This is a genomic window from Devosia sp. FJ2-5-3 (genome assembly GCF_029201545.1).
GTDB lineage: Bacteria > Pseudomonadota > Alphaproteobacteria > Rhizobiales > Devosiaceae > Devosia.
In genome coordinates this window covers 3,231,899-3,257,201 of record NZ_CP104007.1, presented here as the reverse complement: position 1 = coordinate 3,257,201, position 25,303 = coordinate 3,231,899, and the positions used below count along the sequence as shown (strand labels likewise).

Annotated in this window: 27 protein-coding genes; 17 read left to right on the top strand and 10 right to left on the bottom strand. The window is 62.9% G+C overall.

Annotated elements, in window-relative coordinates:
- Window positions 1–195: 195 nt before the first annotated feature.
- A complete protein-coding gene (locus N0P34_RS15650) occupies window positions 196–810 on the bottom strand; it encodes a superoxide dismutase (RefSeq protein ID WP_275604154.1) in 615 nt (204 codons plus the stop codon).
- Window positions 811–910: 100 nt separating this feature from the next.
- Complete coding sequence (locus N0P34_RS15645) at window positions 911–2,992, bottom strand: S9 family peptidase (RefSeq protein ID WP_275604153.1); 2,082 nt, start codon at window positions 2,990–2,992, stop codon at window positions 911–913.
- 248 nt (window positions 2,993–3,240) lie between these two features.
- Between N0P34_RS15645 and mbhE the strand changes: the two genes are divergently transcribed.
- The 11 genes from mbhE to N0P34_RS15590 all read left to right on the top strand — a co-directional run bounded on the left by mbhE (window position 3,241) and on the right by N0P34_RS15590 (window position 11,786).
- Window positions 3,241–5,604, top strand: a complete 2,364-nt coding sequence (gene mbhE / locus N0P34_RS15640) for a hydrogen gas-evolving membrane-bound hydrogenase subunit E (RefSeq protein WP_275604152.1) — start codon at window positions 3,241–3,243, stop codon at window positions 5,602–5,604.
- Window positions 5,601–6,026: an MnhB domain-containing protein gene (locus N0P34_RS15635; protein WP_275604151.1), complete on the top strand. Its 426-nt coding sequence runs from the start codon at window positions 5,601–5,603 to the stop codon at window positions 6,024–6,026. Before mbhE ends, N0P34_RS15635 begins: the two co-directional genes overlap by 4 nt.
- Window positions 6,026–6,403 (top strand): Na+/H+ antiporter subunit C, encoded by a 378-nt coding sequence (locus tag N0P34_RS15630; RefSeq protein ID WP_275604150.1) that lies wholly within the window; start codon window positions 6,026–6,028, stop codon window positions 6,401–6,403. Before N0P34_RS15635 ends, N0P34_RS15630 begins: the two co-directional genes overlap by 1 nt.
- 2 nt (window positions 6,404–6,405) lie before the next feature.
- The gene (locus N0P34_RS15625) at window positions 6,406–7,956 is read left to right on the top strand and encodes a proton-conducting transporter membrane subunit (RefSeq protein WP_275604149.1); all 1,551 of its coding nucleotides are present in this window, start codon (window positions 6,406–6,408) and stop codon (window positions 7,954–7,956) included.
- Window positions 7,953–8,432 (top strand): Na+/H+ antiporter subunit E, encoded by a 480-nt coding sequence (locus tag N0P34_RS15620; RefSeq protein ID WP_275604148.1) that lies wholly within the window; start codon window positions 7,953–7,955, stop codon window positions 8,430–8,432. The genes N0P34_RS15625 and N0P34_RS15620 overlap by 4 nt, the downstream gene beginning before the upstream one ends.
- Entirely contained in the window at window positions 8,429–8,716 is a 288-nt protein-coding gene (locus N0P34_RS15615) for a monovalent cation/H+ antiporter complex subunit F (RefSeq protein ID WP_275604147.1), read from the top strand. Before N0P34_RS15620 ends, N0P34_RS15615 begins: the two co-directional genes overlap by 4 nt.
- A gap of 5 nt (window positions 8,717–8,721) precedes the next feature.
- A complete protein-coding gene (mnhG, locus tag N0P34_RS15610) occupies window positions 8,722–9,078 on the top strand; it encodes a monovalent cation/H(+) antiporter subunit G (protein WP_275604146.1) in 357 nt (118 codons plus the stop codon).
- Between the two features lie 125 nt (window positions 9,079–9,203).
- A complete protein-coding gene (locus N0P34_RS15605; RefSeq protein ID WP_275604145.1) occupies window positions 9,204–9,626 on the top strand; it encodes a MucR family transcriptional regulator in 423 nt (140 codons plus the stop codon).
- A 156-nt stretch (window positions 9,627–9,782) separates the two neighbouring features.
- Window positions 9,783–10,142 (top strand): helix-turn-helix domain-containing protein, encoded by a 360-nt coding sequence (locus N0P34_RS15600; RefSeq protein WP_275604144.1) that lies wholly within the window; start codon window positions 9,783–9,785, stop codon window positions 10,140–10,142.
- Window positions 10,135–10,626, top strand: coding sequence for a DUF6456 domain-containing protein (locus tag N0P34_RS15595; RefSeq protein WP_275604143.1), 492 nt, complete (start codon window positions 10,135–10,137; stop codon window positions 10,624–10,626). The genes N0P34_RS15600 and N0P34_RS15595 overlap by 8 nt, the downstream gene beginning before the upstream one ends.
- Before the next feature lie 38 nt (window positions 10,627–10,664).
- Window positions 10,665–11,786 (top strand): acyltransferase, encoded by a 1,122-nt coding sequence (locus N0P34_RS15590; RefSeq protein WP_275604142.1) that lies wholly within the window; start codon window positions 10,665–10,667, stop codon window positions 11,784–11,786.
- Here the strand turns inward: N0P34_RS15590 and N0P34_RS15585 are convergent.
- Window positions 11,724–12,152 (bottom strand): SufE family protein, encoded by a 429-nt coding sequence (locus tag N0P34_RS15585; RefSeq protein WP_275604141.1) that lies wholly within the window; start codon window positions 12,150–12,152, stop codon window positions 11,724–11,726. The genes N0P34_RS15590 and N0P34_RS15585 overlap by 63 nt on opposite strands.
- Before the next feature lie 144 nt (window positions 12,153–12,296).
- Window positions 12,297–12,593, bottom strand: a complete 297-nt coding sequence (locus N0P34_RS15580) for a hypothetical protein (protein ID WP_275604140.1) — start codon at window positions 12,591–12,593, stop codon at window positions 12,297–12,299.
- A 314-nt stretch (window positions 12,594–12,907) separates the two neighbouring features.
- Here N0P34_RS15580 and N0P34_RS15575 point away from each other — a divergent pair, with 314 nt between their 5' ends.
- Genes N0P34_RS15575 through N0P34_RS15565 form a run of 3 tightly spaced genes read left to right on the top strand, consistent with a single transcriptional unit; the run spans window position 12,908 to window position 16,247 of the window.
- Window positions 12,908–14,710, top strand: coding sequence for an ATP-binding protein (locus tag N0P34_RS15575; protein WP_275604139.1), 1,803 nt, complete (start codon window positions 12,908–12,910; stop codon window positions 14,708–14,710).
- Window positions 14,707–15,903 (top strand): peptidoglycan-binding domain-containing protein, encoded by a 1,197-nt coding sequence (locus N0P34_RS15570; protein ID WP_275604138.1) that lies wholly within the window; start codon window positions 14,707–14,709, stop codon window positions 15,901–15,903. The genes N0P34_RS15575 and N0P34_RS15570 overlap by 4 nt, the downstream gene beginning before the upstream one ends.
- Entirely contained in the window at window positions 15,903–16,247 is a 345-nt protein-coding gene (locus tag N0P34_RS15565; RefSeq protein ID WP_275604137.1) for a DUF1491 family protein, read from the top strand. The genes N0P34_RS15570 and N0P34_RS15565 overlap by 1 nt, the downstream gene beginning before the upstream one ends.
- A gap of 5 nt (window positions 16,248–16,252) precedes the next feature.
- Here N0P34_RS15565 and N0P34_RS15560 read toward each other — a convergent pair whose 3' ends face one another.
- Window positions 16,253–17,395: a DUF2336 domain-containing protein gene (locus tag N0P34_RS15560; RefSeq protein WP_275604136.1), complete on the bottom strand. Its 1,143-nt coding sequence runs from the start codon at window positions 17,393–17,395 to the stop codon at window positions 16,253–16,255.
- A 364-nt stretch (window positions 17,396–17,759) separates the two neighbouring features.
- Between N0P34_RS15560 and N0P34_RS15555 the strand changes: the two genes are divergently transcribed.
- Together N0P34_RS15555 and chrA are read left to right on the top strand one after the other, a co-directional pair.
- A complete protein-coding gene (locus tag N0P34_RS15555) occupies window positions 17,760–18,572 on the top strand; it encodes a hypothetical protein (RefSeq protein ID WP_275604135.1) in 813 nt (270 codons plus the stop codon).
- 15 nt (window positions 18,573–18,587) lie between these two features.
- Window positions 18,588–19,802: a chromate efflux transporter gene (gene chrA, locus N0P34_RS15550; protein WP_275604134.1), complete on the top strand. Its 1,215-nt coding sequence runs from the start codon at window positions 18,588–18,590 to the stop codon at window positions 19,800–19,802.
- Here chrA and N0P34_RS15545 read toward each other — a convergent pair.
- The 5 genes from N0P34_RS15545 to N0P34_RS15525 all read right to left on the bottom strand — a co-directional run bounded on the left by N0P34_RS15545 (window position 19,774) and on the right by N0P34_RS15525 (window position 24,631).
- Window positions 19,774–20,397, bottom strand: coding sequence for a LysE family transporter (locus N0P34_RS15545; protein WP_275604133.1), 624 nt, complete (start codon window positions 20,395–20,397; stop codon window positions 19,774–19,776). The two genes, chrA and N0P34_RS15545, sit on opposite strands and share 29 nt — an antisense overlap.
- A complete protein-coding gene (locus N0P34_RS15540; RefSeq protein WP_275607000.1) occupies window positions 20,394–20,849 on the bottom strand; it encodes an Lrp/AsnC family transcriptional regulator in 456 nt (151 codons plus the stop codon). The genes N0P34_RS15545 and N0P34_RS15540 overlap by 4 nt, the downstream gene beginning before the upstream one ends.
- 310 nt (window positions 20,850–21,159) lie before the next feature.
- Window positions 21,160–21,708: a DUF1254 domain-containing protein gene (locus N0P34_RS15535; RefSeq protein WP_275604132.1), complete on the bottom strand. Its 549-nt coding sequence runs from the start codon at window positions 21,706–21,708 to the stop codon at window positions 21,160–21,162.
- Window positions 21,705–22,280, bottom strand: a complete 576-nt coding sequence (locus tag N0P34_RS15530) for a DUF1214 domain-containing protein (RefSeq protein ID WP_275604131.1) — start codon at window positions 22,278–22,280, stop codon at window positions 21,705–21,707. Before N0P34_RS15530 ends, N0P34_RS15535 begins: the two co-directional genes overlap by 4 nt.
- Before the next feature lie 134 nt (window positions 22,281–22,414).
- A complete protein-coding gene (locus N0P34_RS15525) occupies window positions 22,415–24,631 on the bottom strand; it encodes a PBP1A family penicillin-binding protein (RefSeq protein WP_275604130.1) in 2,217 nt (738 codons plus the stop codon).
- An 82-nt stretch (window positions 24,632–24,713) separates the two neighbouring features.
- Here N0P34_RS15525 and N0P34_RS15520 point away from each other — a divergent pair, with 82 nt between their 5' ends.
- A complete protein-coding gene (locus N0P34_RS15520) occupies window positions 24,714–25,169 on the top strand; it encodes a YcgN family cysteine cluster protein (protein ID WP_275604129.1) in 456 nt (151 codons plus the stop codon).
- The last annotated feature ends 134 nt before the right edge of the window (window positions 25,170–25,303 follow it).

Here is a 25,303-nt window from a genome sequence, read left to right as displayed (position 1 = left end):
CCGCCGGCCTTGCGGCGGCGGGTTTGATGTGGCTGGCGTGGCCAGCTCTGAGATCGCGGCTCTCGGACACCCCCTCCCAGCCTCCCCCTTCTAGGGGGAGGTGCCGGGCGGCGTATGTGGCGAGGTCTCTCCCCCTCTCACCGGCCAGTCACCCTCCCCCTTGGGAGGGAGGGATGGGGAGGGGGTGTAAGGCAGTTAGGCCGAGGCTTCTTCGAACATGTGCTCGACATGTTCCCAGTTCACGAGGTTGTCGAACCAGGCTTCGAGGTATTTCGGACGGGCGTTGCGGTAGTCGATGTAATAGGAGTGCTCCCACACGTCGACGCCGAGCAGCGGCTTGCCGCCATGGACCAGCGGCGACTCGCCATTGGCGGTCTTGGTGACTTCGAGCTTGCCGCTCTGGTTGTTCAGCGAGAGCCAGGCCCAGCCCGAACCGAACTGGGTGGTGCCGGCATTGATGAAGTCGGCGCGGAACTTGTTAAAGCCACCGAGGTCTTCGTCGATCTTGGCTGCGAGCTTGCCCGGAAGCGACTTGCCGCCGCCATTGGGCTTCATCCAGTTCCAGAAATGGACGTGGTTGTAGTGCTGGCCGGCATTGTTGAAGAGGCCCGCATTCTTGCCGAAGCTCTCCTTGACGATGTCTTCGAGCGGCAGGATTTCCAGACCCGAACCCTCAAGCAGCTTTTCGCCGTTGGTCACATAGGCCTGATGGTGCTTGTCGTGGTGGAATTCCAGCGTTTCGGCCGACATGTAGGGGCCGAGCGCATCATAGGCATAGGGCAGGGGCGGAAGAGTGAACTTGGTGGTCATGGAAGCCTCCATTGGTGAAAAGGGATGACGCTGGCGGTAAACACTAATGATGCCAGTGATATAAGCCGATCAGTCGCGCGCAACAATCGCGCCGATGGAACTAAGAGTCCAATCCCACGCACTTTATGGCAAAGGCGTAGCACTGGGCGGTTTCCTTGAGGCGGTCGAAGCGACCGGAAGCCCCGGCATGGCCGGCGCCCATATTGGTCTTGAGATATAATGGGGCAGTGCCTGTTCCGGTTGCCCGCAGCCTTGCGACCCATTTCGCCGGCTCCCAATAGGTGACACGGGGATCGGTGAGCCCGGCCAGCGCAAAGATCGGCGGATAGGCCTGGGCTGAGACCGCCTCATAGGGCGCATATTCAGCGATGCGCGAATAATCCTCGGCCGAAGTGATGGGATTGCCCCATTCGGGCCATTCGGGCGGGGTGAGCGGCAGCGTGTCGTCGAGCATGGTGTTGAGCACGTCCACGAACGGCACCTGGGCGATGATGCCAGCCCAGAGATCGGGGCGGAGATTGGCAATGGCGCCCATCAGCATGCCGCCGGCCGAACCGCCCTGCGCGACAATTCTGCCCTTCTGCGTGTAGCCGGCCGAAATTAGCGCCTCGGCAGCGGCGATGAAGTCACCAAATGTGTTTGGCTTGTGCTCGCGGCGGCCGTTCTTGTACCAGGCATATCCCTTTTCCATGCCGCCGCGGATATGGGCGATGGCATAGACGAAGCCGCGATCGACCAGCGACAGCACTGAAACCGAGAAGGACGCCGGCATGGACATGCCGTAGGCGCCGTAACCGTAGAGCAGGGCCGGGCGGGTGCCGTCGAGCGCGATGCCCTTCTTGTAGAGGAGGGTTACCGGCACATCGGCGCCGTCCGCTGCCTTGGCGAAGATGCGGCGCGTTTCATATTGCGCGGGATCGTGGCCGGAGGGCACTTCCTGGGTCTTGAGCAGGGTGCGTTCGCCGGTAGCCAGATCGACGTCATAGACCTGGTTGGGCGTGGTCGGCGAGGAATAGGAGAGGCGGAAGACGGTGGTGTCGAACTCGTAGCCGACCGACATGCCGAGCGCATAGGCTTCCTCGTCAAAGCCGACGACATCTTCCTTTTCGGTCTGCAGATCGCGCACGACGATGCGCGGCAGCCCATCCTCGCGCTCGAGGCGGAGGAGATGGTTCTTGAGCACGATCATGTCGAGGACGAGAACGCCGGGACGGTGGGGGATGAGATCGGTCCAGTTGGATGCGTCGGGCGCATCGATCGGCGCGGTGACGATCTTGTAGTCTTCGGCGCCATCGGCATTGGTGCGGATATAAAGAAGGTTTTCGCGGGCCTCGACGTCATATTCCCGGTCGGTGAGCCGGGGCGCGACGAGGCGCGGTTCGCCACCGGTTTTGGCGTCGATCAGCCAGACTTCGCTGGTCTGATGGTCGTGCGCGTCGATGACGATGAACTCATCGTTCTGCGTCTTGCCGACGCCGACGAAAAAGCCCGGATCTTTTTCCTCGAAGATGATCGGGTCGGCATCCTGGGCGGTGCCGATATCGTGGCGGCGGATACGGTAGGGCCGGTGGTTGTCGTCATATTCGGTGTAGTAAATGGCGCGGGAATCATTGGACCAGACATAAGAGCCGGCCGTCTCGGCGATGATCTCGGGGCTGTCCACGCCGGTTTCGAGGTCGCGAATGACGATGTCATAATATTCCGAACCGGCGCGGTCGGCGGCCCAGGCGAGGAAGCGGTGGCTTGGATCGTGGTCGGCGCCGGCAAAACCGAAATAGCCTTCTCCGGCCTCGATATTGCAGTCGAGGAGGATAGTCTCCTCGCCGCCGTTCCGGGGCGTGCGCACCACCAGCGGATATTGCTTGCCCTCGAGCATGCGCGAATTATAGGCCCAGGGGCCGTCGGGGGAGGGGACGCCGCTATCGTCTTCCTTGATGCGGCCGCGGATTTCCTTGTAGATTTTGTCCTGCAGCGCGGCGGTCGGCTGGCCGAACTCGGCCTCGTAATAGCCGTTCTCGGCCTCGAGATAGGCGCGGATTTCGGCATCCAGCGTCTCGGGCTTCTGCATCACCTCCTGCCAATTGTCGGCGCGCAGCCACGCAAAGTCATCCTCGCGGGTGATGCCGTGATGGGTGTGGCTGTGCGGAACGCGCTTGGCGCGGGGCGGGGTCGATTGGCTCATCTGGTCATCCGCATTGATTTGCCGCGCGAGGCGGGACGGTGGAGGGCGGGCCGGCGCTGGGCCCAGCCAAAAGGTGTCGTCACAAGCAGATAGGACCCCTGGGAAGCGAATGCCAGCCTGTGTTGACCGATTCTCGTGGGTAGTGGGGCATGCTTGGTCGATTACGCTTGTACCATGGGTCTCAAATTGTAAGGTCGCAACCCGAAGTCATTGATTGGAATCGCTTATCACCGAGGGGAGAGGCAAGCTTGGCGCTACCATCTCTGGATGCAAGCATTGCCCTCGTGGCTCTCTTTCCATTTCTCGCTGCTGCTCTCGCGCCGCTGTTGCATCGGCTGACTGGTCCTTTGTCGGGCTGGATACTGGCGCTGGTCCCGGCCGCTATTTTTGCTTTTCTCCTCTCATTGTTGCCCCGGATTGCCGCCGGCGAGACCTTGCGCCTCGCCATTGGCTGGGTGCCGGCCTATGGGCTTGAGCTGAGCTTCTTCGTCGACGGGCTGAGCCTTGTGTTTGCGCTGACCATTTCCGGTATCGGCGCGATGATCGTGCTCTATTCCGGCGCCTATCTGGCTGGCCATCCGCATCTGGGGCGCTTCTTCGGCTTCATCCTCGCCTTCATGGGCGCAATGCTGGGCCTCGTCCTGGCCGACAATATGGTCGCGCTGTTCACCTTCTGGGAGCTGACCTCGATCACCTCCTTCCTCCTGATCGGCTTCGACCACCAGCGCATGGCGGCGCGGCGGGCGGCGACCCAGGCTCTGGTGATCACCAATATTGGCGGCATGGCGCTGCTGGTCGGCGCCATCGTGCTCCAGCAGGCCGGTGGCAGCTGGGAGCTCAGCGTGCTCCGCGCCGGAGGCGGCCTGCAGGAGCATGGTCTCTATGGCCTCATCCTCGCGCTCTTTGTCCTCGCTGCCTTCACCAAATCGGCGCAGTTTCCGCTGCATTTCTGGCTACCCAATGCCATGGAAGCGCCGACCCCGGTCTCGGCATTCCTCCATTCCGCAACCATGGTGCAGGCGGGTGTCTATCTCCTCGCGCGGATGACGCCGATCCTCGGCGATACGCCGGTGTGGATGGCATTGCTGGTGAGTTTTGGCGGCTTCACGCTGATCTGGGGATCGATCGGTGCGCTGCGACAGACCGATCTCAAGCAGATGCTGGCGCAGACGACCCTGGCCTCGCTGGGTCTTCTGGTGCTGCTGATCGGGCTGGGCAGTCCTGTCGCGATCACGGCTGTCATGGTCTATTTCGTGGCGCACGCACTCTACAAGGCGGCGCTGTTCATGGCTGTCGGTGCCGTCGATCACGAGGCGGGCACGCGCGAAATCACAGCGCTTGGCGGGCTGGCCGACAAGATGCCGGTGACGTTCATCGCCGCGGCGCTGGCGGTACTTTCCATGCTCGGCCTGCCGCTGACTGTAGGCTTTTTCGCCAAGGAAGAGATGTATCTCGGGCTCATGTCGGGGGACTGGGTGAGCGTTTCGACGCTGGTCGTGCTTGTGGCGGGCAATGCAATGCTTGGCGGCATCGGGCTACTGGTGATGATCAAGCCCTTCCTGGGGGAAACAGTGCCGACCCCCAAGACTGCGCACGAAGCACCGATCGCCATGCTGGCCGGGCCGCTGCTGCTCGGCGCGGCCGGAATTGTCGCCGGGCTCCTGCCTGACTGGCTGGGCCACGATATTCTGGCGCCCGGCGCGACAGCCATTCTTGGCGACGCCGTGGTGCCCCATCTCAGCCTCGCCATCAATCTCGCAAGCCCGCTGCTGTGGCTTTCGGCGCTGACCTGGGTGTTGTCCATTCTGGTTTTCCGCCTTGCCGTGCCGATGCGGACGGTCCTTCGGCGCGCCGAACACGCCATTGGCTGGACGGCGGACAGCGTCTTTGACGCCGTCATGTTCGGGCTAATCCGCTTTTCCGGCGCGGTGACACGGGCGCTGCATCACGGCCAGCTCGAATTTTATCTCATCCTTGTGTTCAGCGCATTTGCACTGGCCCTGTTCGGCCCCATGCTCGTCCTGGGCGGTTTCGACTGGCTGCAGCCCAAGGCCGAACTGGGCGATTGGACGACGCTCATTTCCATGCCCGATCTGCGTCTTTACGATTGGGGCATCGTGGTTCTGGCGGTGATCGGCCTTGTGGCGGTGCTTGTTGCCCCCAGCCGGCTGGGGGCAATCCTGGCGCTGGGCGTGCAGGGCGCCGCGGTGGCGCTGATTTTCCTCTTGTTCGGCGCGCCGGATCTCGCCTTTACCCAATTGATGGTGGAAGTGCTGTCCGTGGCGGTGCTGACCCTGGTGATGACCAAGCTGCGGCTCGATATCCGCGATCACCGACCGTTCGAGGACTGGGGTCGTGACGGGCTGATCGCGATCCTCTGCGGCGCCGGGGTGAGCCTGATGTTGATGCTGGTGCTCAAAGGCACGCTCGATACGCGCCTTTCGGATCTGTTTACCGCCACCAGCGTGCCGATCGCGCATGGTGCCAATATCGTCAACGTCATCCTCGTCGATTATCGCGGCTTCGATACGTTGGGCGAGATCTCGGTGGTGATGGGGGCGGGGATCGCCATCCTTGCGCTGCTGCGGCGTCGGAAGGGGGTGCGGCCATGAACACGCTGATCTTCCGGACACTCGCCCCCTTGATCGTGGGCACCATGCTGGTCTTTTCCATCTATGTCTGCCTGCGCGGCCATAACGAGCCAGGCGGTGGATTTATCGGGGGATTGATCGCAGCCGCGTCCATGGCCGTTTTCGGCATGGCATCGGGCGTGGCCGAAGTGCGCAGGGCCCTGCGCGTCGACCCCATGGCTATCGCCGGGTCGGGGGTGGTGTTGGCGGGGGCGTCGGGGCTCGCCAGCCTGTTCATCGAGGCGCCATTCATGACCAGCATCTGGCTCTATCTCGATCTCGGTGACACCGTCCTGCCGGTCTCGACGCCGATGTTTTTCGATATCGGGGTCTATCTCGTGGTCTTTGGCACTTTGTCATCGGTCGCGTTGGCGCTGGAAGAAGAGAGCGAGGGAGACGCCTGATGGACTACATCCTCGCCGTTCTGGTTGGCCTCTTCATTGCCCTTGGCGTTTATCTGCTGCTGTCGCGCTCGGTTATCCGCATGCTGCTCGGCATGACTATCTTCGGCAATGGCGTGAACCTGCTTATCTTTACTGCGGGTCGGGTTACGCGGGAAATCGCGCCGATCGTTCCGCCGGGGCTCGCTACCCCGGAAGGGCCAATCGCCAATCCGCTGCCGCAGGCGCTGATCCTCACCGCCATTGTCATCGGCTTTTCGATGTTCTGCTTTCTCCTGGTGCTGGCCTATCGCGCCTACCAGAGCCTTGATGCCGACAATACCGACAGAATGCGACTGGCCGAGCCGCCAAATGCGCCTCAACCACCGCTGAGCTATTGACCATGACCGAGTTGGACCTGCCCCGCGCCATGATCGACACGCTCACCACCGCCGGCGCGTGGGTGATCGTGCTGCCCATCGTCCTGGCGCTGATGGGTGGTGCGCTGATGCTGGTCCTGCGGCAGGCAGGGCGACTTTCGCTCCTCGTGGCGCTTGTCGTCGTTGGCGCCATCATCGCCTGTGAGATCGCGCTGCTCATCCGCATTGCGGAAGTGGGACCGGTCAGCATGACCATGGGGCGCTGGCTCCCACCCTTCGGCATCAGCCTGACCGCAGACCTGTTCAGCGCCGCCTTCGCACTGGCCGCCTCCGTGGTGACTTTCGTAGTGCTTGTCTATGCCGAGATCGATCGCGACACAGGGGATCGGAACAACAATTTCCATGCTCTGGTGCTGCTTCTCCTTGCCGGGGTGACGGGTGCCTTCCTGACCGGCGACCTCTTCAACCTTTATGTGTGGTTCGAAGTGATGTTGATCGCCTCGTTCGGCCTGCTGGTGACCGGCGGCAGCGCGGCGCAGATGGATGGGGCGGTCAAATACGGCTTCCTCAATTTCCTCGCGACGACGCTGTTCCTGCTCTCGCTCGGCCTGCTCTATGGCCTGCTGGGCACGCTCAACATGGCCGACATCATGCGGGTAGCGCCCATGGCCAATTCGGCCGCGATGACGGGCGTGGCGGCATTGCTGCTGCTGGCCTTCGGCATGAAGGCCGCGGCCTTTCCGCTCAATGCCTGGCTGCCGGCGGCCTACCACACGCCGCCGGCAGCCGTGTCGGCGCTGTTCGCCGGGCTCCTGACCAAGGTGGGTGCCTATGCGCTGTTGCGGGCGCTGGTCGCGGTGCTGCCGGCCAGCCGAGATCTGTTGGAGCCTGTGCTGCTCATCCTCGCCATCGGCACGCTGCTGACGGCGCCATTGGGCGCCATTGCCGAAACCAATCTGCGCAGGGGCGTTGGTTTTCTGGTCATTGGCGGCATTGGCGCGGTGCTGGCCGGCCTGGCGCTGGCCAATGTCAGCGGCGTGGCGGGGGCGGGCCTCTATATCTTCCATGCCATGCTGACCATGACGGCGCTCTATCTCGTGGTCGGGTTGGTCGAGCGCCGCACGGGCGCCCGCGATACGCGGCAGATGGGTGGGCTCTATGCCGCCAATAGCGGGCTTTCCATTCTCTTCCTGGTCTTGATTCTTGCCGCTGCCGGCGTGCCGCCTTTCCTCGGCTTCTGGCCCAAGCTGATTCTGCTTGAAGCGGGCGTCGAGGCCGGCGGCTGGGGCGCTGCCGTGGTCGGGGCGCTGGTAATCAATGCAGTGCTGACGCTTATTGCAGGCGCTCGGCTCTGGTCGCATATTTTCTGGCGCAACGCGCCCGATGGCGCATCGGGACAGGCGGGGCAGGGCGGGGCCCCTGGCTATGTCGCCGTGGGCGCCCTGACCCTCGCCATCGTCGCCGCGGGACTCTGGCCCAATCCGCTGATCGAAGGTGGGCAGATCGCCGCCGGGGATATCCTCGATCCCGCGCGCTATGTCTCGGCGGTGGGACTGGCGGAGGCGCAGCCATGAACCCTTTGCTCCTGATCATCATTCTTGCCCTTGTCTGGGCGGCGATTACGGGCGGCTTTTCAGGTTTGAACCTGTTGTTCGGCGGGCTGATTGCCGGGCTTGCCGTGATGGTGTTGCGCGGATCTCTGCGACAGGGCGGGGAATGGCGGCGCCTGAGATTGATCGTCGCGCTCGCCGGCCTCTTCATCTACGAACTGATGGCCAGTGCCATCCGCGTTGCCTGGGTGGTCGTTCAGCCCGATATCAAGGCAGCGATTCGCCCGGCGGTGATTGCCGTGCCGCTCAAGGTAAAATCGGACGCCGAAATCGCGCTTTTGGCCAATCTCATCACCCTGACGCCCGGGACGCTGAGCGTAGACGTCTCCCCGGACCGCTCGACCCTTTATGTGCACGCGCTGTCTCTGACCAGCGCCGAGGCCCTGATTGCCGATATCGCAACGGGCTTCGAAGCGCGGATTGCGGAGATCTACAAATGAGCGCGGCGAGCTTTCTGGACTGGACGAGCCTGATTGCCCTTGTGCTGCTGGCCGCGGCCCTGCTGATCTCGGTGGTAAGAATAGTCATCGGCCCCACGCTGGCAGACCGGGTGATGGCGCTCGACCTGCTCACCGTCCTGGCGCTCGGTTTCATCGGCGCAGTAGCTGTCCGGACCGGGTTGACGCTCTATCTCGATATCGCCATTGCAGTTGCTCTGCTCGGTTTTCTCGCAACCATCGCCTTTGCCCGCTACATCCTGCGAAAAGCAATAGAACGGGAATAGTCAAAATGGCCCAGGAACTTGTTAGTTACATCGGCGGAGTAATACTTTTGTCTGGTGCGGCATTTTCGCTGCTGGCAGCAATTGGCGTTCTCAGACTTCCCGACCTGTTGACGCGATTGCATGCCGCCTCGAAGGCCGGGGTGGTTGGCGGCGGTCTGGTTTTACTTGCAGTTGGCATAGTAAGCATGGATGCCGCAATTTGGGTCCGTGCAGTAATTGGAATATTATTTTTGGTCTTGACTACGCCGGTCTCTGCGCATCTTCTTGCGAGGTCTAGTTATTTAGCGGGCGATAAATTTTACCAAAATACGATTCAAAACGATCTTGACTTGGTAGCTGGCAAAATTCGGCCACATGAATAGTCCAAAGTGTTAAGTGGTTGCTGTGGTGGGTCGGCTTGCACATTGCAATAATCCACCCTAGGAAAGAAAGAAGGCGACTACTGCCCTTGTTGTCGCCCAATAAAAAGCCTGGAAGGTTGACTATCATGAACGACAACGCCGCCCCGGTAGAGGCCGGGGAATTTGACCTCGTTGAACTCAGCGCCGACATCGTCTCCGCATATGTAAGCCATAACGCAGTTAGCCCCACCGATCTTGCGCGTTTGATCACCGATGTACATGGCGCCCTGCGCGCCTTGCGTACGAACGAGGTTCCCGCTCCGGTCGAAGAACTCAAGCCCGCAGTGCCGGTGCGCAAATCGGTTGCGCCGGACTACATCATCTGCCTTGAAGACGGAAAGAAGTTCAAATCCCTCAAGCGTCACCTGCGCACCCACTATAATCTGTCTCCCGAGGAATATCGCGAGAAGTGGGGCTTGCCCGCAGACTATCCCATGGTTGCTCCGAGCTACTCGGCCACTCGCTCCAAGCTTGCCAAGGATAACGGCCTGGGCCGCAAGGCCAGCTAAGCCGCCTGATTCGATTTTGCCTATTTCGATAGCCGCCCCTTGGGCGGCTATCGTCGTTTCGCCCCCTGCACATAAGATTTATTCGACTTATCCCCCTCCCGGCATAGCCGTGCAAGAAAGATAGGAATAAAGTCCTATATTGCGAGGAGGCCTAAAGTGCGAATCGAACAAGACAAGGATAGTGCTGCTATTTTGCAGCCCCCCAGGGGGCGGGGACAAGCAGAAGTCTCGTCGGCCATCGCCTTGGTGGCGCGGGAGAGAAATGTTCCAATTCGACTGCTTGTCCACTTTTCACGTTGCCGCGCCAAGACTGCGCGCGCCCGCCAGATGGCGATGTATCTTTCCCATGTGGTGTTCGGCGTCAGCCTTGCAGAGATCGGCGAGGCCTTCGGGCGTGATAGGACTACTGTCTCATACGCCTGCGGGCTGATCGAGGATTTGCGGGACGATCCGGTCTTCGATGCAGAGATGGACCGGCTCGAAAGCGTGCTGCTGTCGGGAGAGGGAAATGACTAGCCCGGCCGTGCCCCGCGCAGTCGAACGTCTTCTGGGCGCAGTCGGCAATGAGCCTGCCTTTCTCGAGGCCCATCATGGGCAGGCAGCGAGCCGATTGATGCGGGGATTCGAACGGGCCCGCCTCGCCCAGCGCGTAACCATGTCCTATGACCCAACCAGAATCGGCGGCCCCCGCGGGCATTCGGGTCAGGCCGAATTGGCTGACAGTGCCGCCGACGCCCGGAAACGGCTCGCCGAGTTGGCGCGCAGTTTGCCGCGTGACTGCTGGTCGGTGCTCTTCGATGTCTGCGGCTTCGACCGCGGCCTGCAGGAGGTGGAGGCCGAGCGCGCCTGGCCCCGGCGCAGCGCCAAGCTGGTCCTGCGGGTGGCTCTCGATCAATTGGCGGCGCTCTACGGCCTCGATGCGTCCGGCAGCGGAGCAGAGAAGGGCCACCAGCGCGGTTGGCTGGAAGCGCGTCCAAAGATGTTCGTGGATGAAACTTAACGATGTTTGCGCTGGGATTGTGCCTTGGGCTCCGTGACATGGTAACAGGGAGCAATCCAAAAATCCGGCAGCGCATGACCTCGAAGATCGTCACCGTCCAATATTTGCGCGGCCTGGCAGCGCTGCTGGTCCTCGCTTCCCATGCACTGCTCTATCCACTGGTCAGCCAACCGCTGGTCTATGGGCGTCTGGGCTGGCTCGGCGTGATCCTGTTCTTCGTCATCTCCGGCTTCATCATGGTGACGGTGACGGAGAGCGGGCGGTTCGATCCGATCGGCTTCATGCGCCGTCGGGTGCAGCGCATCGTCCCGCTCTACTGGGCCTTTACCCTGGTCGCCGCGGCCCTGGCACTGGTCGCGCCGCAATTGTTCAAGACCACTGTGTTCGACGCCCAGCAATTGCTTTTGTCACTGGCTTTCGTGCCGTTCCACAATGCCGCCAGCCATGGCATCCACCCGCTGTATAAGCTCGGCTGGACCCTCAATTACGAGATGTTCTTTTATGTGAGCTTTGCGCTGCTGGCGATGGTGACGGCGCGACGCCGGCTGCTCTGGCTGACGATGGCCTATCTCGCCATGGCGCTCATCGGGCAAATTTGGCCACCGGACAGCGCCTTTGCGCAGTTCTACACCAGCTATATGCCGCTGGCCTTCATCGCCGGCGCCTGGCTTGGCCTTGCCCATATCGAGGGCCGGCTCGGTCGGATCTCGGGCCCGCTGATCGGTGCGATCGGCGTTCTTGCGGCCATGGGTCTAGTGGAAGGCTTTTCATGGGGTGGCGAGGCCGTCGAGGACATTACGGCCTTTGCCGGGTTCCTGGTCTTCGCCCTTGGGGCCGTTGGTCTGTTGGTCCGGTTCGACAATGAAGTGCCGCGCATCGCGCTGATGGAGTGGATCGGCGATGCCTCATACTCCATCTATCTGGCGCATATCTTTGCCGTGGCCATGATCGCGGGGATCTGGCTGCATTTCTTCGGCAGGGGCGTGCCGGGAGCAGCTCTGGCCATCACTGCATTGTCGGTCGTCGGCGGCACCGGGATCGGCATGGTGCTTTACCGTAAACTTGAGCTGCCGCTGCTCAACTGGTTTCGCGCGCGGTCAGTTGAGCAGCGCGCGCGCCTCGCCGCGAATGCGGTTGACCATGGCAACCAGCCCGTTTGAACGCTGCGTCGTGAGGTGCTCGCGTAGCCCGATCTCGTCGAAAAGGGCAATGGCGTCGGTCTCGGCAATTTCGCGCGCCGGACGGTCTGAATAAAGCGAGAGCAGCACGGCAACGAGCCCCTGAACGATCATCGCGTCGCTTTCGCCGCGGAAGCGGAGCTGCGGCGCGTTTTCGCCCTGCGTCGGTTCGGCGACGAGCCAGACCTGGGAAACGCAGCCATTGACCTTGTTGGCGGCCGTGCGCTCGGCCTCGTCCAGCCTGGCCAGCCCCTGGCCCAGTTCGATGATATAGCGATACCGATCTTCCCAATCGTCGAGAAAGGAAAGGTTGTCGGCAATGTCCTGGAAAGCCTGCGGATGTGTCATGGTCTCTATCTAAGCCATGGCCCCATGAGTTTCCAGCGCCGGATGGATCGTCTGGGATCGAAAAGAAAAGCCGCAAGCACTGGGGGTGCCTGCGGCAGTAAGACTTGCCTTGAACGGGGCACCCAGGGGAGGGAGCCCACGCCTTTAGCCCGAGTGATCCGGCCGAGGTCGGGGCAATGGGATCGAATCGGGTCCCGGCAGAGCTTGCATGTGAGGGACGGGACGCGGCACGGGCTGGAGTGCGGCCGAAACGACCGCCTTGCCGCCGAGACAGGCCAAATTATCGCATTCGATGGCTTCGACCTGGCCGGCGACGAACTGACCGCCCCGCGCTACCGCCTCGTTGGAGAGTGCGGTTGCGGTCTGTGCCACGTCGAATTCGGGTCGGATGACCACGAATGCCACTGTGAGCCAGAATGCGGAGCGTAAAAGGAACATCATGTCGAATAATGGGTCCGAACGGGCCGATTCCCGCTCTTCTTGGCTTCACCCTAGGATCCCCCCGTTAAAGGCGGCTGCGCCAGCTTCCTAAAATTTGAAACAAATGCCGTCGCACTTTTGGAGGGGCGCAACCCCTTGTTTACGCTATCTGTCGAAAGCGGGACGCGAACCGCAGACTTAAATCCGTCTTAGCGGTTGCTGCGCGAATGTGCGCTCCAGGCAAGACCTGCACCAATCAGGCAAGCGGCACCGCAAGGGGTCGTGGCAGCCGGCGACCGGGCCGGAAGAGTGGCGTCTCGAGTATGAGTTTTTTGATGGCTAGCATTGTCCAGTTCGGCGCCCGCAGGGGGAGCGCACCGGCGAAGGCCGGCAGTGCTCGCCCCGAAATGCAGCGCCGCAAGACCATCGCTGAAAACGCCTTCATGCTGATCGCCGCATCGGCAGTCGCCATGCCGTTCTCGATCTGGCTGCTGGTCACCCAGGCCGCACTGCCGTTCATCATCGCTTGCGCAGGCCTCGTCGGGGGCATGGTCAGCCTGTCGTTGCACCAGCGTCATCGCTTTGACGAAGCCGCGCTCGCGCAGGTGTCGACGCTGATGGGGGCTGGCCTGATTCTGACCCTGCTCGACGTGCGCCTTGGCGATTCTGGGCTGGCGCTCACGCTGATGGGCCCCGTGCTGGCCGCGCTGCTCGCCACCAGGCCGATCCGTCGGTTGAGCTGGATCGCGACGGCTGCGATCATTCTGATGAGTACGCTCGCCTCCATGCTGGGCGTGCCCGCGGCTTCGACCTTCACCCAGCCCGCCATAGCAACGGGCGCGATCGCCTTTGCCTTGGCCGTGGCCATGATCATTCACACCACCCATCACATCAACGCCGCCTTCGTCGTTCAGGACAAGGCGCAGGTGAACGCCTATCGACACCTCGTCGAGCATGTCCAGGACGCGGTGTTGCGCTATTCGAGCGATGGGGAACTGCTTTTTGCCTCGCGTTCGGCGGAGAAGCTCTTGGGGTGCCCGCGCTACCAGGTCCAGGGCACGGCATTGGCCGAGCGCGTGCATGTCCTTGATCGCCCGCTCTACATGACCGCCTTTGCCGATGCCAATATGGCGGGCAAGAACCGCACGATCGAAGTGCGCATGCGCCACGACGACGACGCCATTGCCAGCACTATCCCGGTGTTCATCTGGGTCGAGGTGCGCTTCTCGCCTGTGGTCGAAGACGCAGCCGAGGCACGCCACGAAGTCATCGCCATGTTGCGCGACGTGACGGAACGCAAGGATGCGGATGCCTCCAAGACTGCAGCGCACCGCGCCGCTGAAGAGGCCTCCCAGGCCAAGTCGCGCTTTCTCGCCACCATCGGTCACGAACTCCGGACCCCGCTCAATGCCGTGGTCGGATTTTCCGAGATGATGGCATCGGGGATTGGCGGCGAACTCTCGAGCACGCACAAGGAATATGCCGGCCTGATCCAGCAGAGCGGCAGGCATCTGCTCGACGTGGTGGGCATGCTGCTCGACATGTCGCGGATCGAGGCGGGCAAGTTCGAGATCGAGCCCAGCCGCTTTCAGCCCGACGAGATCATTCCGGCGTGCTTGGCCATGATCGAGACCACGGCGCAGAACAAGAAGGTCGCGCTCGCCACCGAGATCGAGCCAAACCTGCCCGAAATCATGGCCGACGAACGCGCCTGCCGGCAGATCCTGCTCAATCTGCTTTCCAATGCGGTCAAGTTCAGCCACGCCGATGGCGCGGTGACTCTGACGGTCAAGCGGCAGGGTCAGTCGATCAGCTTTTCCGTCCGCGACAATGGAATCGGCATGGCGCCGATGGCGCTCGAAAGAATCGGCGAGCCCTTCTTCCAGGCCCAGGACGGCCTCACCCGCCAGTATGAAGGAACGGGCCTTGGCCTCTCCATCGTCAAGGGTCTGGTGGAACTGCACGGTGGCGCCTTGCGGGCCATGTCCGAAATTGGCATGGGGACAACCATGACCGTGCTGCTTCCTATAAACGGTCCGGCAACCAAGATGGCGGACACTGCCACTGTTCTTCCTCTCCATCGCGAGCCTGTAGCGCCCAAGACTTCATGGCAAAACGAAAAAAGAAAAGCGCAATGACGACGGCATCCATCCTGACTCAGTTGCCCCTCCAGCTTGGCAACGTTTTCCTGTCGCAACTCGCACGGGTGGGGCACTGGACCCTGTCGCGTTACATGAAGGCGCCGCTGGCCTCGACGGGCCTGCTCGCCATGGTGACGCTGACGGCCCTGGCCGGCAGCAATGCGCTCTACTTCCAGACCGTGGACCATCCGTCGCCCTTCTTCGGCCCGATCCGTGCCGTGCCCGCCAGCGTGTCGGTCGAGGCGCCGGTGCCCGCGCCGGTTTCGCTGCGCGAGCAGGCGTCGGATGGTGCGGACGTCCTGCCCGCGATGACGCAGGCGAGCGAGACAACCGGGTCGATCGCCAATGCTCCCCAGGCTGTCCCTGACCAGCCCGTTGGCAATAAGGAAGTCTTTGCGGTCCAGAAAAAGCTGGCCGAACTCCGCCTCTTCGACGGCAAGGTCGATGGCTATTATGGTCCGATGACCGCGCGCGCCATCCGGGCGTTCGAGGAACGCAATGGCATGGCGCCCCAGGGGGCACTGTCCTCGGGCGTCGTGTCTGCCATCCTCAATGCCGATAGCGCCGGCCGGGCCATGGCGCCCGTCGCTCCGCCGCAGCCTGCTCCAGTCGTTCAGCCGGTCGCCCAGCAGGCGCCCGTGGCGCAGCCGGTCGCCGCGATCCAGCCAGCGCCTGTCGTTCAGCCCCAGGCGCCTGTCGCCCAGCAGCCAGACCAGGTGATCGCGCGCCTGCCGACGCTTTCTCCGGGTGAACAGGTGTTCGACCAGGTGGCGACCACCGCCGCCCAGACACTCGATTCGATCGTTGCCGCGGTGGACGGTTCGCGCTCGAGCCCGCAGGCCATGGCCAACCCGCCCATCCCGACCGCGCCCTTGCCCACCCAGACCATGCCGGCGCCGGTTCAGGTCGCCTCGGCCGCGCCTGTGACAGTGGCCGTCGTGGCGCCGACCACCGCCCCTTCGGCCCGTGTGCCAGATGCCGGTCCGCCGGCAAATGACGCTGCACTGGTTTCCCAGATCCAGAGTGGGCTGGCGAGCCTCGGCTTCTTCCGCGGCGCCATCGACGGCAATCCGGGACCGGAAACAGCCCGCGCCATCCGCGAATTCGAGAATTTCCACCGCTACAGGATTACCGGGCAGGTGCAGCCTGACCTCGTCAAACTGCTGCGGGACGCCGGCGCGGCCATCTAGTGGCCAGCCTGCGCAGCGATCTGTGGTGCATGGCTTTTGTCCGGCGCCACAATGATTTGGGCAATATGTGCGTGGTCTCCCGCAGGGGAGATCCGATAGCCGGGCAGGTCTTCATCGAGGTGGATCACCTCGATGGCAGTTATTCGCTGTTCACCCCCGCACCCCTATTATCCCGCGATGACAGCGCGGCGCTGGTGTTCCAGCGTCGCTTTTCCCATGTCGAGCCGCAGATTGTTCGCGACCGCATTGCAAGGGAGCAGGATTTTGACCCCGACCTATGGGTGCTGAGCCTCGATCTGAGAGGGGATGATCCGGGGATCGACCTGGTCAATCCCCGGACCTGAACCGCTTAGCTGGCGCGGCGGGCGCCAATGCGGGAGAGGGCTTCCATGGCCTGTTCTACCACGGGGTTCGCCGAGCCGGCCGATGCTGCGACGCGGCGACGGGGCTGGGAAACCGGCTGGTATTGCGGCTTGGACAGGTCCAGCAAATTCACTTCACCGCGCCAGGCGCTCATCAGGTAAGCCATTGATTCCGGTGACACTGTCGCGAACAATGTGGCGAAATCGGCCAGTGCCTTGGAGCGCTCATTGTCGTGGCTGGTGGCGTGGATCAGGACCTTCAGCCCGTCATAGGCCGAGACGCCAAAGCCGCGCAGGATCACGAACACCGATGCGCCGGTGACGTCATGGGCGATCTGGCCGCAGCGGACTTCATCGAGCCCGGTGATCTGGGAGAGAAGGCGGGTGACTTCCGGACGGCGGTTTTCCGAGAAGAGCTTCATCAGGGCCTTGGTCAAATCGGTCGTCGCGACAGACAGCTGCTCGATGGTGCGGGTGATCGGCGCCGGGGGAGTTTGGCGGCTGGAGAAGGCCTGGATGACCCGGATCCGGTTCTCGTCGGAGAGGTCGAAGAAGGCGGGGGCAAGCAGTGCCGCGTCAAAATCCCTACGTGTACCAAGGGTTTCGGCAACCATGTGGTCCATCTGGGCCGAGCGGGCGAGGGCGCTGAGATAGGGGCCGCGCGGAGTGATGTGCAGATTGCTCGCGAGCGCCCGGTAGACCTTCCGGGAGTTCATCTGGAAGAGTTTTGCCAGCACCACATTGGACAGGTTCGGGCGGCGCGCCAGGGTGGCGGCGGCGGAAACGTCATAGCGCCCGATAATGTCGAGCATGGTCTGGTCGGACAGCTCGCCCGCCGATTCGATGAAGGAAATCAGGTCCTCGCCGATGTTCTCGACCACGAGGGTTTCGAGGACCGGCGAGAGCAGTTCGGCGCGTCCGAGAATGGCTGCCGCCTTGGCGCGGGCCTGCTGGCTTGCGGCCGGAAACAGGCGGCTGGCAAGGGTTTCGAACTGTTCCATTTCGGGACCGGTGGGGCGCCCACGGCGCGCATAGGCGTCGCAGGCTGCGATCAGCAGGGTGTTGGTGCGATCGACACCACCCGTCTCGATAAGGAGCTGAAACGTCTCGTAGGGCTGGAAACCAAGCATTGGGGGCGGGACCGTGGATAGTTATTCGCATCAGGTGCGTTCAATGCTCATTTTGCCGTGAATTCGTTAGCAGACTGTTAACCTTGACGATCTCTTAATGTGGACAAGCGCGAGGGGCGTCGCGCCGATAGAATCGATCCAACTCGCTGCCTCCAATGGGACGGGGGAGCTGCGCAGCCAATGGAGGCCCGATTGGGACAGCTGCTGAAATTCGTGAGGCGGGAACAACCCGCAGATGCCGTCGTCAGGCCGATTGGCAACGCCCAGATTATTTTCTTCACCGGGGTCCGGTATGAGCGCGACACACCGCCGCCGCCCAAGAACCACCTCGGCTCCTCTCGTCGACGCAAACGCGGCTGATCCCTTGCATAGATATTCCCGACTTCTCGGCCTCGTTCTTCTCGCCGGCCTTGCCACTGCCTGTGCCTCTCGCCCGGTGGGCGATTTCGGCCGCGCCCAACCCAGCGCCCTGCATGATGCCATGCTTCCGGCGGTCGGGGACTTCATGGCGCGCCAGCGGCGCGAGCCCGTGTCGAATTTCAACCAGACCGACCAGGAAGGCGAGATGCATGACCGTACCTGGCGGTTCCTCGTGGCCAATAATGCCAAGGACTGGCTGTTCAACACCGAAGCCGAGATGCAGCGGGTACGGATCACCCGCGCCAAGGATTTTACATTTTTCCCGGACCGCTATTACAACTGGCTGAAGAAGACCCATTACCAGTCTTCGCGGGTTCGCTATGCGACCGTGAACCGCCATATCCTCGCCGATCTCGACACCTTGCCCAAGACGTTCCTCTCCATCTGTGCGGTGCAGGAAGTGGATCGGCAGCGCCGGGTGGCTCTCAATGAGCTGACAGACCTCGCCCCGACCGCCGCCAACGATGTCCGGGCGCGGCGGATCGAGAACCAGTGGCATGTCGACTGGTTCGTGCGGGCGGTGAACTATCGCTATGACAGCTATTCCTACGCGCTGGAAAATCTGCTGGTCGAAACGCCCCATGAGCAATCGGTGAGCGTCGATGCGTTCCTGCGCCGGCTCAAAGTCTGGGCCGATCGCGCCAATCGCGGCGATTTCTGTTCCGGGGCCAGCGGGCAGGGTGGTCAGGGCGATGTCGCCATACCGTCACGCTTTCAGACCATGGTGCGCGACACAGAAGTTATCGCACCAAAATAGTCTTGAGAGGGCGCCGTGCTCGACCCCGATCAGCGCCCCCACGGCTCTGTCTCCGAAGTCTTCCTGACATTTCTCAAACTCGGACTGACCAGCTTTGGCGGGCCGATAGCCCATCTTGGGTATTTTCGCGACGAGCTGGTGGCGCGGCGCAAATGGATTTCCGAGGCCGGCTATGCCGACCTCGTGGCGCTGTGCCAGTTTCTGCCGGGCCCAGCGTCGAGCCAGGTGGGCTTTGCGCTGGGATTGATGCGCGCGGGTCCCCTTGGTGGCCTCGCGGCCTGGCTGGGCTTTACCCTGCCATCGGCGATCCTGCTCGTGCTGTTTGCCTATGGCGCTGCCGTGCTCGATGGGCCACTGGCCGCAGGCGCGATCCATGGGCTGAAACTCGTGGCTGTGGCCGTGGTGGCCCAGGCCGTGCTGGGCATGGCCAAATCCCTGACCCCTGACCGCCAACGCGCCGCCATCGCGCTTGCGGGAGCGGCCATTGCCCTTATTGCTGGTGGCGCCATCGGGCAGGTGGAGGCGATTGTCGCCGGCATTGCCGCAGGGCTGGTCTTTTGCCGCGACGGTCTTTCGGGCGAACCGCAGGGGGATGGACCGGTTCTGTCGCGACGGGCAGGTTTCGTCGCCCTTGCGGTGTTTCTGATATTGCTCGTCGGTCTGCCGCTCATCGCTGGACTGGGGCAGGGTTTTGCGATCTTCGACGGGTTTTATCGTGCCGGGGCGCTGGTGTTTGGCGGCGGGCATGTCGTGCTGCCGCTGTTCGATGCCGAGACGGTGGGACAGGGCTGGCTCGACAGGGACAGTTTTACAGCGGGATATGGCGCGGCGCAGGCCGTGCCCGGACCGCTCTTCACCTTTGCAGCCTATCTCGGCGCTGCCAGCACCTTGCCGCCCAATGGCGTTTTCGGGGCAAGCATTGCGCTTGTGGCGATCTTCCTGCCCGGCATGTTGCTTGTGATCGCGGCGCTGCCGTTCTGGGAAGATTTGCGCCGCCAGAGCTGGGCGCAGGCCGGCATGCGCGGCGCCAATGCGGCAGTGGTGGGGATCTTGGGGCTGGCGCTCTATGATCCGGTGTTCACGAGCGCCGTAGGCGAGCCCCTCGATGCCCTCCTCGCGGCTGCGGGCTTTGTCGCGCTGATGGCCTGGAAAGCACCACCATGGCTCGTGGTCGTGGCATTGGCCATCGCCGGCGCGCTGGTCAGCGTGGCCAGAACAGGGATGCTATAGCCACGACGCCGAAACCGATCAGCACCATGCCGGAGGCGCGGGAGATCCACGTCGCAAAGCCCGGTGGTAGTCGGCGGCTGAGCAGGGCAACCCCGCCGCTGAGGATGATCCACCAGAGAAGTGACCCGGTGAAGACCCCGGCGACGACCATGAGCTTGCCAATGAGATCGGTGCCGCTGGCGAGACCGAGGCCGGCAAAGATGGCCGCAAAGGTGAGGATCGTCATCGGGCTGGTGATGGTGAGAAGGAAGGTGGCGGCCACCGTTCCGATCAGTCCGCCCGCGCCGATGCGGGCAGCCCTGGCCGGGTCCCTGGGCCGAAAACTCTGCCAGCCGAGCCAGAAGAGAAAAAGCCCGCCGAGAAGGCGCATCGGCATGTCGATGCCGGCGAGGAAACCGGCAAAGGCCGCAAAGCCGATGGCGGCGAGCGCCGCATAGCAGGCATCGGCCAGAGCCGTTCCGAGACCTCCTGCGACACCGGCGAGGAAGCCACGCTCCAATGTACGGCTGATGCAGAGGGCGCCGATCGGACCCAGCGGCGCGGCAATGGCGAGGCCGAGCAGGACGCTCTTGGCGAAAAGAAAGAGCTCGTTCACGGCGATACCGGCTTGGGCGTGTAGCTGGCTTCGACGGCGCTCGACAGGGCGATGATGGTCTCGCTGCGGGCGATGAACTTGCGGGCCTTGAGCTCGGCGAGAAAGGCTTCGAGCTCGGGCAGGGAGGCGACGCGCACCTTGGCGATGTAGGACCAGGCACCGGTGACGTTGTGGCATTCCTCGATGGCCGCATGGGTGGCGGCGAAGGCGCGGAAGGCGGCTTCATCGGTATCGGCGGCGAGGGCGAGGCAGACAAAGGCGAGGACGGGGCGGCCCATGGCGTCGGGGGCGGCGTCGATCGTGAAGCGCCGCACCGCGCCGCTGGCGACGAGGCGCCGGATGCGCTCATTAATGGCCGAGGCGGATAGTCCGACATACTCGCCGATATCGGTCAGCGAGCGCCTTGCGTCTTCGGCGAGAAGGTCGATGATTTTGCGGTCGATGTCATCCATGGCCGGATGAAACGCAGTCATGTGCAGCGTTGTCAATAAATATTGTGGTTTGTGCCGCATTACGATGATTGTTTTGCGGGGCGTTCATTTGAGTGCCGCAAAGTTTGCGGTTTGGCGGGGGCGGAGGGCGTGGAGGGCAGGTTTGTCCGGCGGGGTGTGCATGCTGCGCTGGGGCGGCGTCCGGGCTTTCAATCACTATCGGGGCTCGCGGAGTGGCCCTCGGGTCAGGCCCGAGGGAAGCCGGGGCTCTGTCGCGCAGTACGGGTCAGGCTCGAGGGAAGCGGGGGCTCTGTCGTAGAACGGATGAAGCTTAGCTCGGGCGGGGGCCGCAGCGGACCGATTGCAGGCGGTCCTCGAAACGCGGGCGCATGGCCTGGTGGGGCGGGGCGAGGCGGACGAGGACGAAGATGCGGTCGCTGGCCGCTTCGACCACGAGCAGGCCCTCGGCAATGTCGAGCTGCTGGCGGGCGAGGAGACGCGTCTGGGCGGCGTTGAAAATGCCGATCTCGAGCGTCTGGCCGATCCCGTCGCGATTGGTCGTGGAATAGGTGACATTGCCGGCCCCGTTATAGAGGGCAACGGACCAGAAGGCGTCGGGCAGGATGCCGCTGAGATAGGCCGGCCCCTCGGCAAGGTCGACCTGGCAGAGACCATAGACGAGCTCGGGATCGAGCCGCAGTGGATTGGGCTGGCCGGGCTCGACGGGCGGCAGGATCAGCATGCGGTTGAGCGCGTCGAAACGCGCAAGGCGCGTTGCAGTGGTTTCCTCGGCCAGGAGCGGCATGGCGAGAATGACGACGAGATGAATGATGCCGCCAAGCAGGACGCCACCGATGAGCCAGAGCAGGGTGCGGATCACGGGCAGCCCCTTCGCAGAATGACGGGCATGGTGTCGTTGCCCGCGCCGAGGCCGGAAAAGGCGGTGGTGTCGTAAAGGGACAGGGCGAGGGTGAAGGGGCCTTCGCCGGTTATTTCGAGCCAGTTTCCGGCGGCCAGCGCCGTGCCCACGGCAATATCGATGGCGCCATTATTGTCGCGCACGATTTCGCTTGAACGCAGGGCCGGCTCGCTGTTAGGCGCAGCAAGATTGATCCAGTTTTCATCGACCGCCACGAGGGTCCAAAAGGTGGAAACGGGCACATGCCCGATCAGGCGATAGGCGCAGGCCCGATCCAGCGGACGGCCTTCGCTGTCATTGGTGGCAATGAATTGCAGCCCCTCGGCGCGGCCCATCGGCAGGGCCGCCTCGCGCACCAGATGGGCGCGGGTATAGGGATTGGGCTGGGGCGTGCCGGCATCGGGCCAGGAGACCCAGGGGCCGATGGAATTGCCCCCGAAGAACCGGCCATCGTTCAGCGCGAAAGAGCTCAGGCCGAAACCGATCCCAAGCGCGACGGCGATCGTCAGAAGGAGGCGGAGGACAAAACGCACTGGTCAGCGACTTGCGGAAATGAGCATGGGCGAAATGTCGGCTCTCATGGGCTTGCAGCTATGGCTAACGTAATCGGGCAGCGGAATAAAGCCATGGCAATCGGCGAGGGCGGGGAGACGGCTCGCGCCGCCGCCTAGACCCCGCCTTCGAGGGCGGGCGGGGGCAGGGCGGCCTGATCGCTGAGCGGGGTGGCATTGCGCAGGGTGGTATCGAGACGCTGGGCGAGGTCGAGCAGCTTGCGCGCCGCGCCCGGCTTGAGGCTGGGCGGGCGTTCGTCGCTCTCGTCCACCAGCGCATCGGCGTCCGCATCGGCCACGATGGTCTGGGTGGGCTGGAAGTCGACGCCGTAGACCGGTTCGATCTCGATATTGGTGTGGGCATAGGCCATGAATTTCTGCCAGGCCACGGTGGGCAGGAGGCCCCCGGTGAGATTATTGGTGGGGCGGTAATCGTCATTGCCGAACCACACGGAGGCAACGAAATTGCCGGTCAACCCAGCGAACCAGGCATCGCGATAAGAGGTGGTGGTGCCGGTCTTGCCGAGGACCGGAACGCCCGGCACGTCGGCGCGGCGGCCCGTGCCACCGGTGACGACCGTGCGCATCATCTGGTTCATATAGGCCACGGTCTGCTCAGAGAGAACGCGTTCGCGGGGCGCGTCGAGGTCATATTCCCAGACCGGATCGCCCGAGAGCGTGGTCATGCGGGTAATGCCATAGGCCGGGGTCTTGAGACCGTGATTGGCAAAGACCGCGTAGGAGGAGGTCATGTCGAGCACGGAGACCGAGGCGACGCCAAGCGCCAGCGAGCGGGTGACCGGATATTCCTGGCGCAGGCCCATGCGATAGCTGAGTTCGGCAATCGGCTCGCGGCCGGTCTTGATGGAAAGGGTGACCGGGACGGTATTGAGCGATTGCGCAAAGGCGCTTTCGAGGCTCACCGTGCCCTTGTAGTTGCGGCCATAGTTCTGCGGGCACCAGTCGCCGATGCAGACCGGGCGGTCAGTGATCGGGTCCGAGGGTTTTAGACCCAGCTGTTCGAGCGCCTCGGCATAGACGAACACCTTGTAGGACGAGCCCGGCTGGCGGGTGGAGACGATGGCGCGGTTGAACTGGCTCTTGCCGTAATCGACGCCGCCCACCATGGCGCGGACGGCACCCTGGGTGTCGGTGGCGACCATGGCGGCCTGGCTGACGCGATATTGCTCGCCCTGTTCGCGCACCACCGACGTGATGGCTTCCTCGGCGTAGCGCTGCAGCGTGGTGTCGATGGTGGTGCGGACGACGAAATTGTTCCCCGGCGCATTGGTCTCGTCGATGATGCGCTTGGCTTCCTCGAAGGTCCAATCGAGGAAATAATTGGGAGAGTTGACGTCGGCGGTGCGGTCGATGGGGGAGGCCGGGTGGCGCCGGGCCGCGGTGACCTGGCCCTCGGTGAGAAAGCCCGAGGCGACGAGATTGGAAAGGACGAGATTGGCCCGGCCACGGGCGGCGGCAAGGTCGACATGGGGCGCATAGCGCGTCGGGGCCTTGAACATACCCGCCAGCATCGCGGCTTCAGCCAGATTGATGTCCTGCACGCGCTTGCCGAAATAGAATTCGGCCGCGGCCGTGACCCCGAAATTGCCGCCGCCCATATAGGCGCGGTCAAAATAGAGTTTGAGGATCTCGTCCTTGGAATAGTGCCACTCGAGCCAGATGGCGAGATAGGCCTCGATGATCTTGCGCTCGAGCGTGCGTTCGGCCGAGAGGAAGAGGTTTTTGGCCAATTGCTGGGTGAGCGAAGAACCGCCCTGGGTGGAATTGTCGCCCTGGGCGTTGGAGGCCAGCGCGCGCAGCGTGCCGACAATGTCGATGCCGAAATGCTCGTAGAAGCGCCGGTCCTCGGTGGCGAGGGTCGCCTTTATGAGATAGTCGGGCATCTGGTCGAGCGCGACGCTATCGTCCGAGCGAATGCCGCGCCGGCCGATCTCGGTGCCGTAGCGGTCGAGGAAGACGACGGAATAGTCCTCGGCCTTGTTGAAGGACCCGCGGGCAATGGTGTCGAAGGCCGGCAGGGCGAGGGCGGTCATCAGCACCGCGCCGATGGCCCCGAAGGTGAACGCGTCCGACAGGATCTCGACGAAGAAGCGTTTTATGCCCGAGACGTGGAACCTGGACATGAAATCCTGGTAGCGCGTATAGCCGCGCCCGAGGGTCTGCCAGAACTCGTAAAGCGAGGAATCCAGCCACGCGTCCGCCGCCAGCATGCCGCCAGCCGGTTTTTTCCGCTTTTCCTTGGTATAGAACGGATCCTGCACGCCGAACCCCAATGCCCCGATAACGGACTTTTGTCCTTTCCGGCGGATCAAAGCAATTTCCTCGCCGGAATATGATTGCGCCAGGCGGCAGACAAGCGCAAACCGGCAACACAGTGAACGCGTGACGGTTAATATGGCCTTTTGGGAAGAAAAAACGCTCGAAGAAATGTCGTCGGCAGAGTGGGAAGCCCTTTGCGACGGCTGTGGGCGCTGTTGCCTGATCAAGCTCGAAGACGAAGATACCGGTACGCTGATTACTTCGGACGTCCGCTGCAAGCTGCTCGACGGCGACACCTGCGCCTGCACCAATTATCCCGAGCGCCAGAAGATCGTGCCCGACTGCATCAAGCTGACGCCGAACAATGTGCGCGATATTGCCTGGATTCCCACGACCTGCGCCTACCGCCGGATTGCCGAGGGCAAGGGGCTGGCCTGGTGGCACCCGCTGGTTTCGGGCGATCCGCAGACCGTGGTGGATGTGGGCGTATCGGTGAAAGGGCGGACATTCCTCGAGACCGAGGTGGACGCCGACGAGTGGGAAGAGCATGCCGTCGACTGGCCCGAATTCGAACCGCCCGAGACGATCTAGCCGGATCGCTGAAATAGACTGGTCATTCCAGGTTTAGTCTAAATAGACTGGCTTAGGATGCTACATCCTATGAAGAAGATCGCACTTGCCAAATCACTCGCTTTGGTTACTTCTCATTAACCATATATGAATAC

Bases quoted from the DNA above. Each gene is read 5' to 3' on its own strand.
- N0P34_RS15650 (WP_275604154.1), bottom strand. From the start codon at position 810: ATGACCACCAAGTTCACTCTTCCGCCCCTGCCCTATGCCTATGATGCG.
- N0P34_RS15645 (WP_275604153.1), bottom strand. From the start codon at position 2,992: ATGAGCCAATCGACCCCGCCCCGCGCCAAGCGCGTTCCGCACAGCCAC.
- N0P34_RS15635 (WP_275604151.1), top strand. From the start codon at position 5,601: ATGAACACGCTGATCTTCCGGACACTCGCCCCCTTGATCGTGGGCACC.
- N0P34_RS15630 (WP_275604150.1), top strand. From the start codon at position 6,026: ATGGACTACATCCTCGCCGTTCTGGTTGGCCTCTTCATTGCCCTTGGC.
- N0P34_RS15625 (WP_275604149.1), top strand. From the start codon at position 6,406: ATGACCGAGTTGGACCTGCCCCGCGCCATGATCGACACGCTCACCACC.
- N0P34_RS15620 (WP_275604148.1), top strand. From the start codon at position 7,953: ATGAACCCTTTGCTCCTGATCATCATTCTTGCCCTTGTCTGGGCGGCG.
- N0P34_RS15615 (WP_275604147.1), top strand. From the start codon at position 8,429: ATGAGCGCGGCGAGCTTTCTGGACTGGACGAGCCTGATTGCCCTTGTG.
- mnhG (WP_275604146.1), top strand. From the start codon at position 8,722: ATGGCCCAGGAACTTGTTAGTTACATCGGCGGAGTAATACTTTTGTCT.
- N0P34_RS15605 (WP_275604145.1), top strand. From the start codon at position 9,204: ATGAACGACAACGCCGCCCCGGTAGAGGCCGGGGAATTTGACCTCGTT.
- N0P34_RS15595 (WP_275604143.1), top strand. From the start codon at position 10,135: ATGACTAGCCCGGCCGTGCCCCGCGCAGTCGAACGTCTTCTGGGCGCA.
- N0P34_RS15590 (WP_275604142.1), top strand. From the start codon at position 10,665: ATGGTAACAGGGAGCAATCCAAAAATCCGGCAGCGCATGACCTCGAAG.
- N0P34_RS15585 (WP_275604141.1), bottom strand. From the start codon at position 12,152: ATGACACATCCGCAGGCTTTCCAGGACATTGCCGACAACCTTTCCTTT.
- N0P34_RS15580 (WP_275604140.1), bottom strand. From the start codon at position 12,593: ATGATGTTCCTTTTACGCTCCGCATTCTGGCTCACAGTGGCATTCGTG.
- N0P34_RS15575 (WP_275604139.1), top strand. From the start codon at position 12,908: ATGGCTAGCATTGTCCAGTTCGGCGCCCGCAGGGGGAGCGCACCGGCG.
- N0P34_RS15570 (WP_275604138.1), top strand. From the start codon at position 14,707: ATGACGACGGCATCCATCCTGACTCAGTTGCCCCTCCAGCTTGGCAAC.
- N0P34_RS15560 (WP_275604136.1), bottom strand. From the start codon at position 17,395: ATGCTTGGTTTCCAGCCCTACGAGACGTTTCAGCTCCTTATCGAGACG.
- N0P34_RS15540 (WP_275607000.1), bottom strand. From the start codon at position 20,849: ATGGATGACATCGACCGCAAAATCATCGACCTTCTCGCCGAAGACGCA.
- N0P34_RS15520 (WP_275604129.1), top strand. From the start codon at position 24,714: ATGGCCTTTTGGGAAGAAAAAACGCTCGAAGAAATGTCGTCGGCAGAG.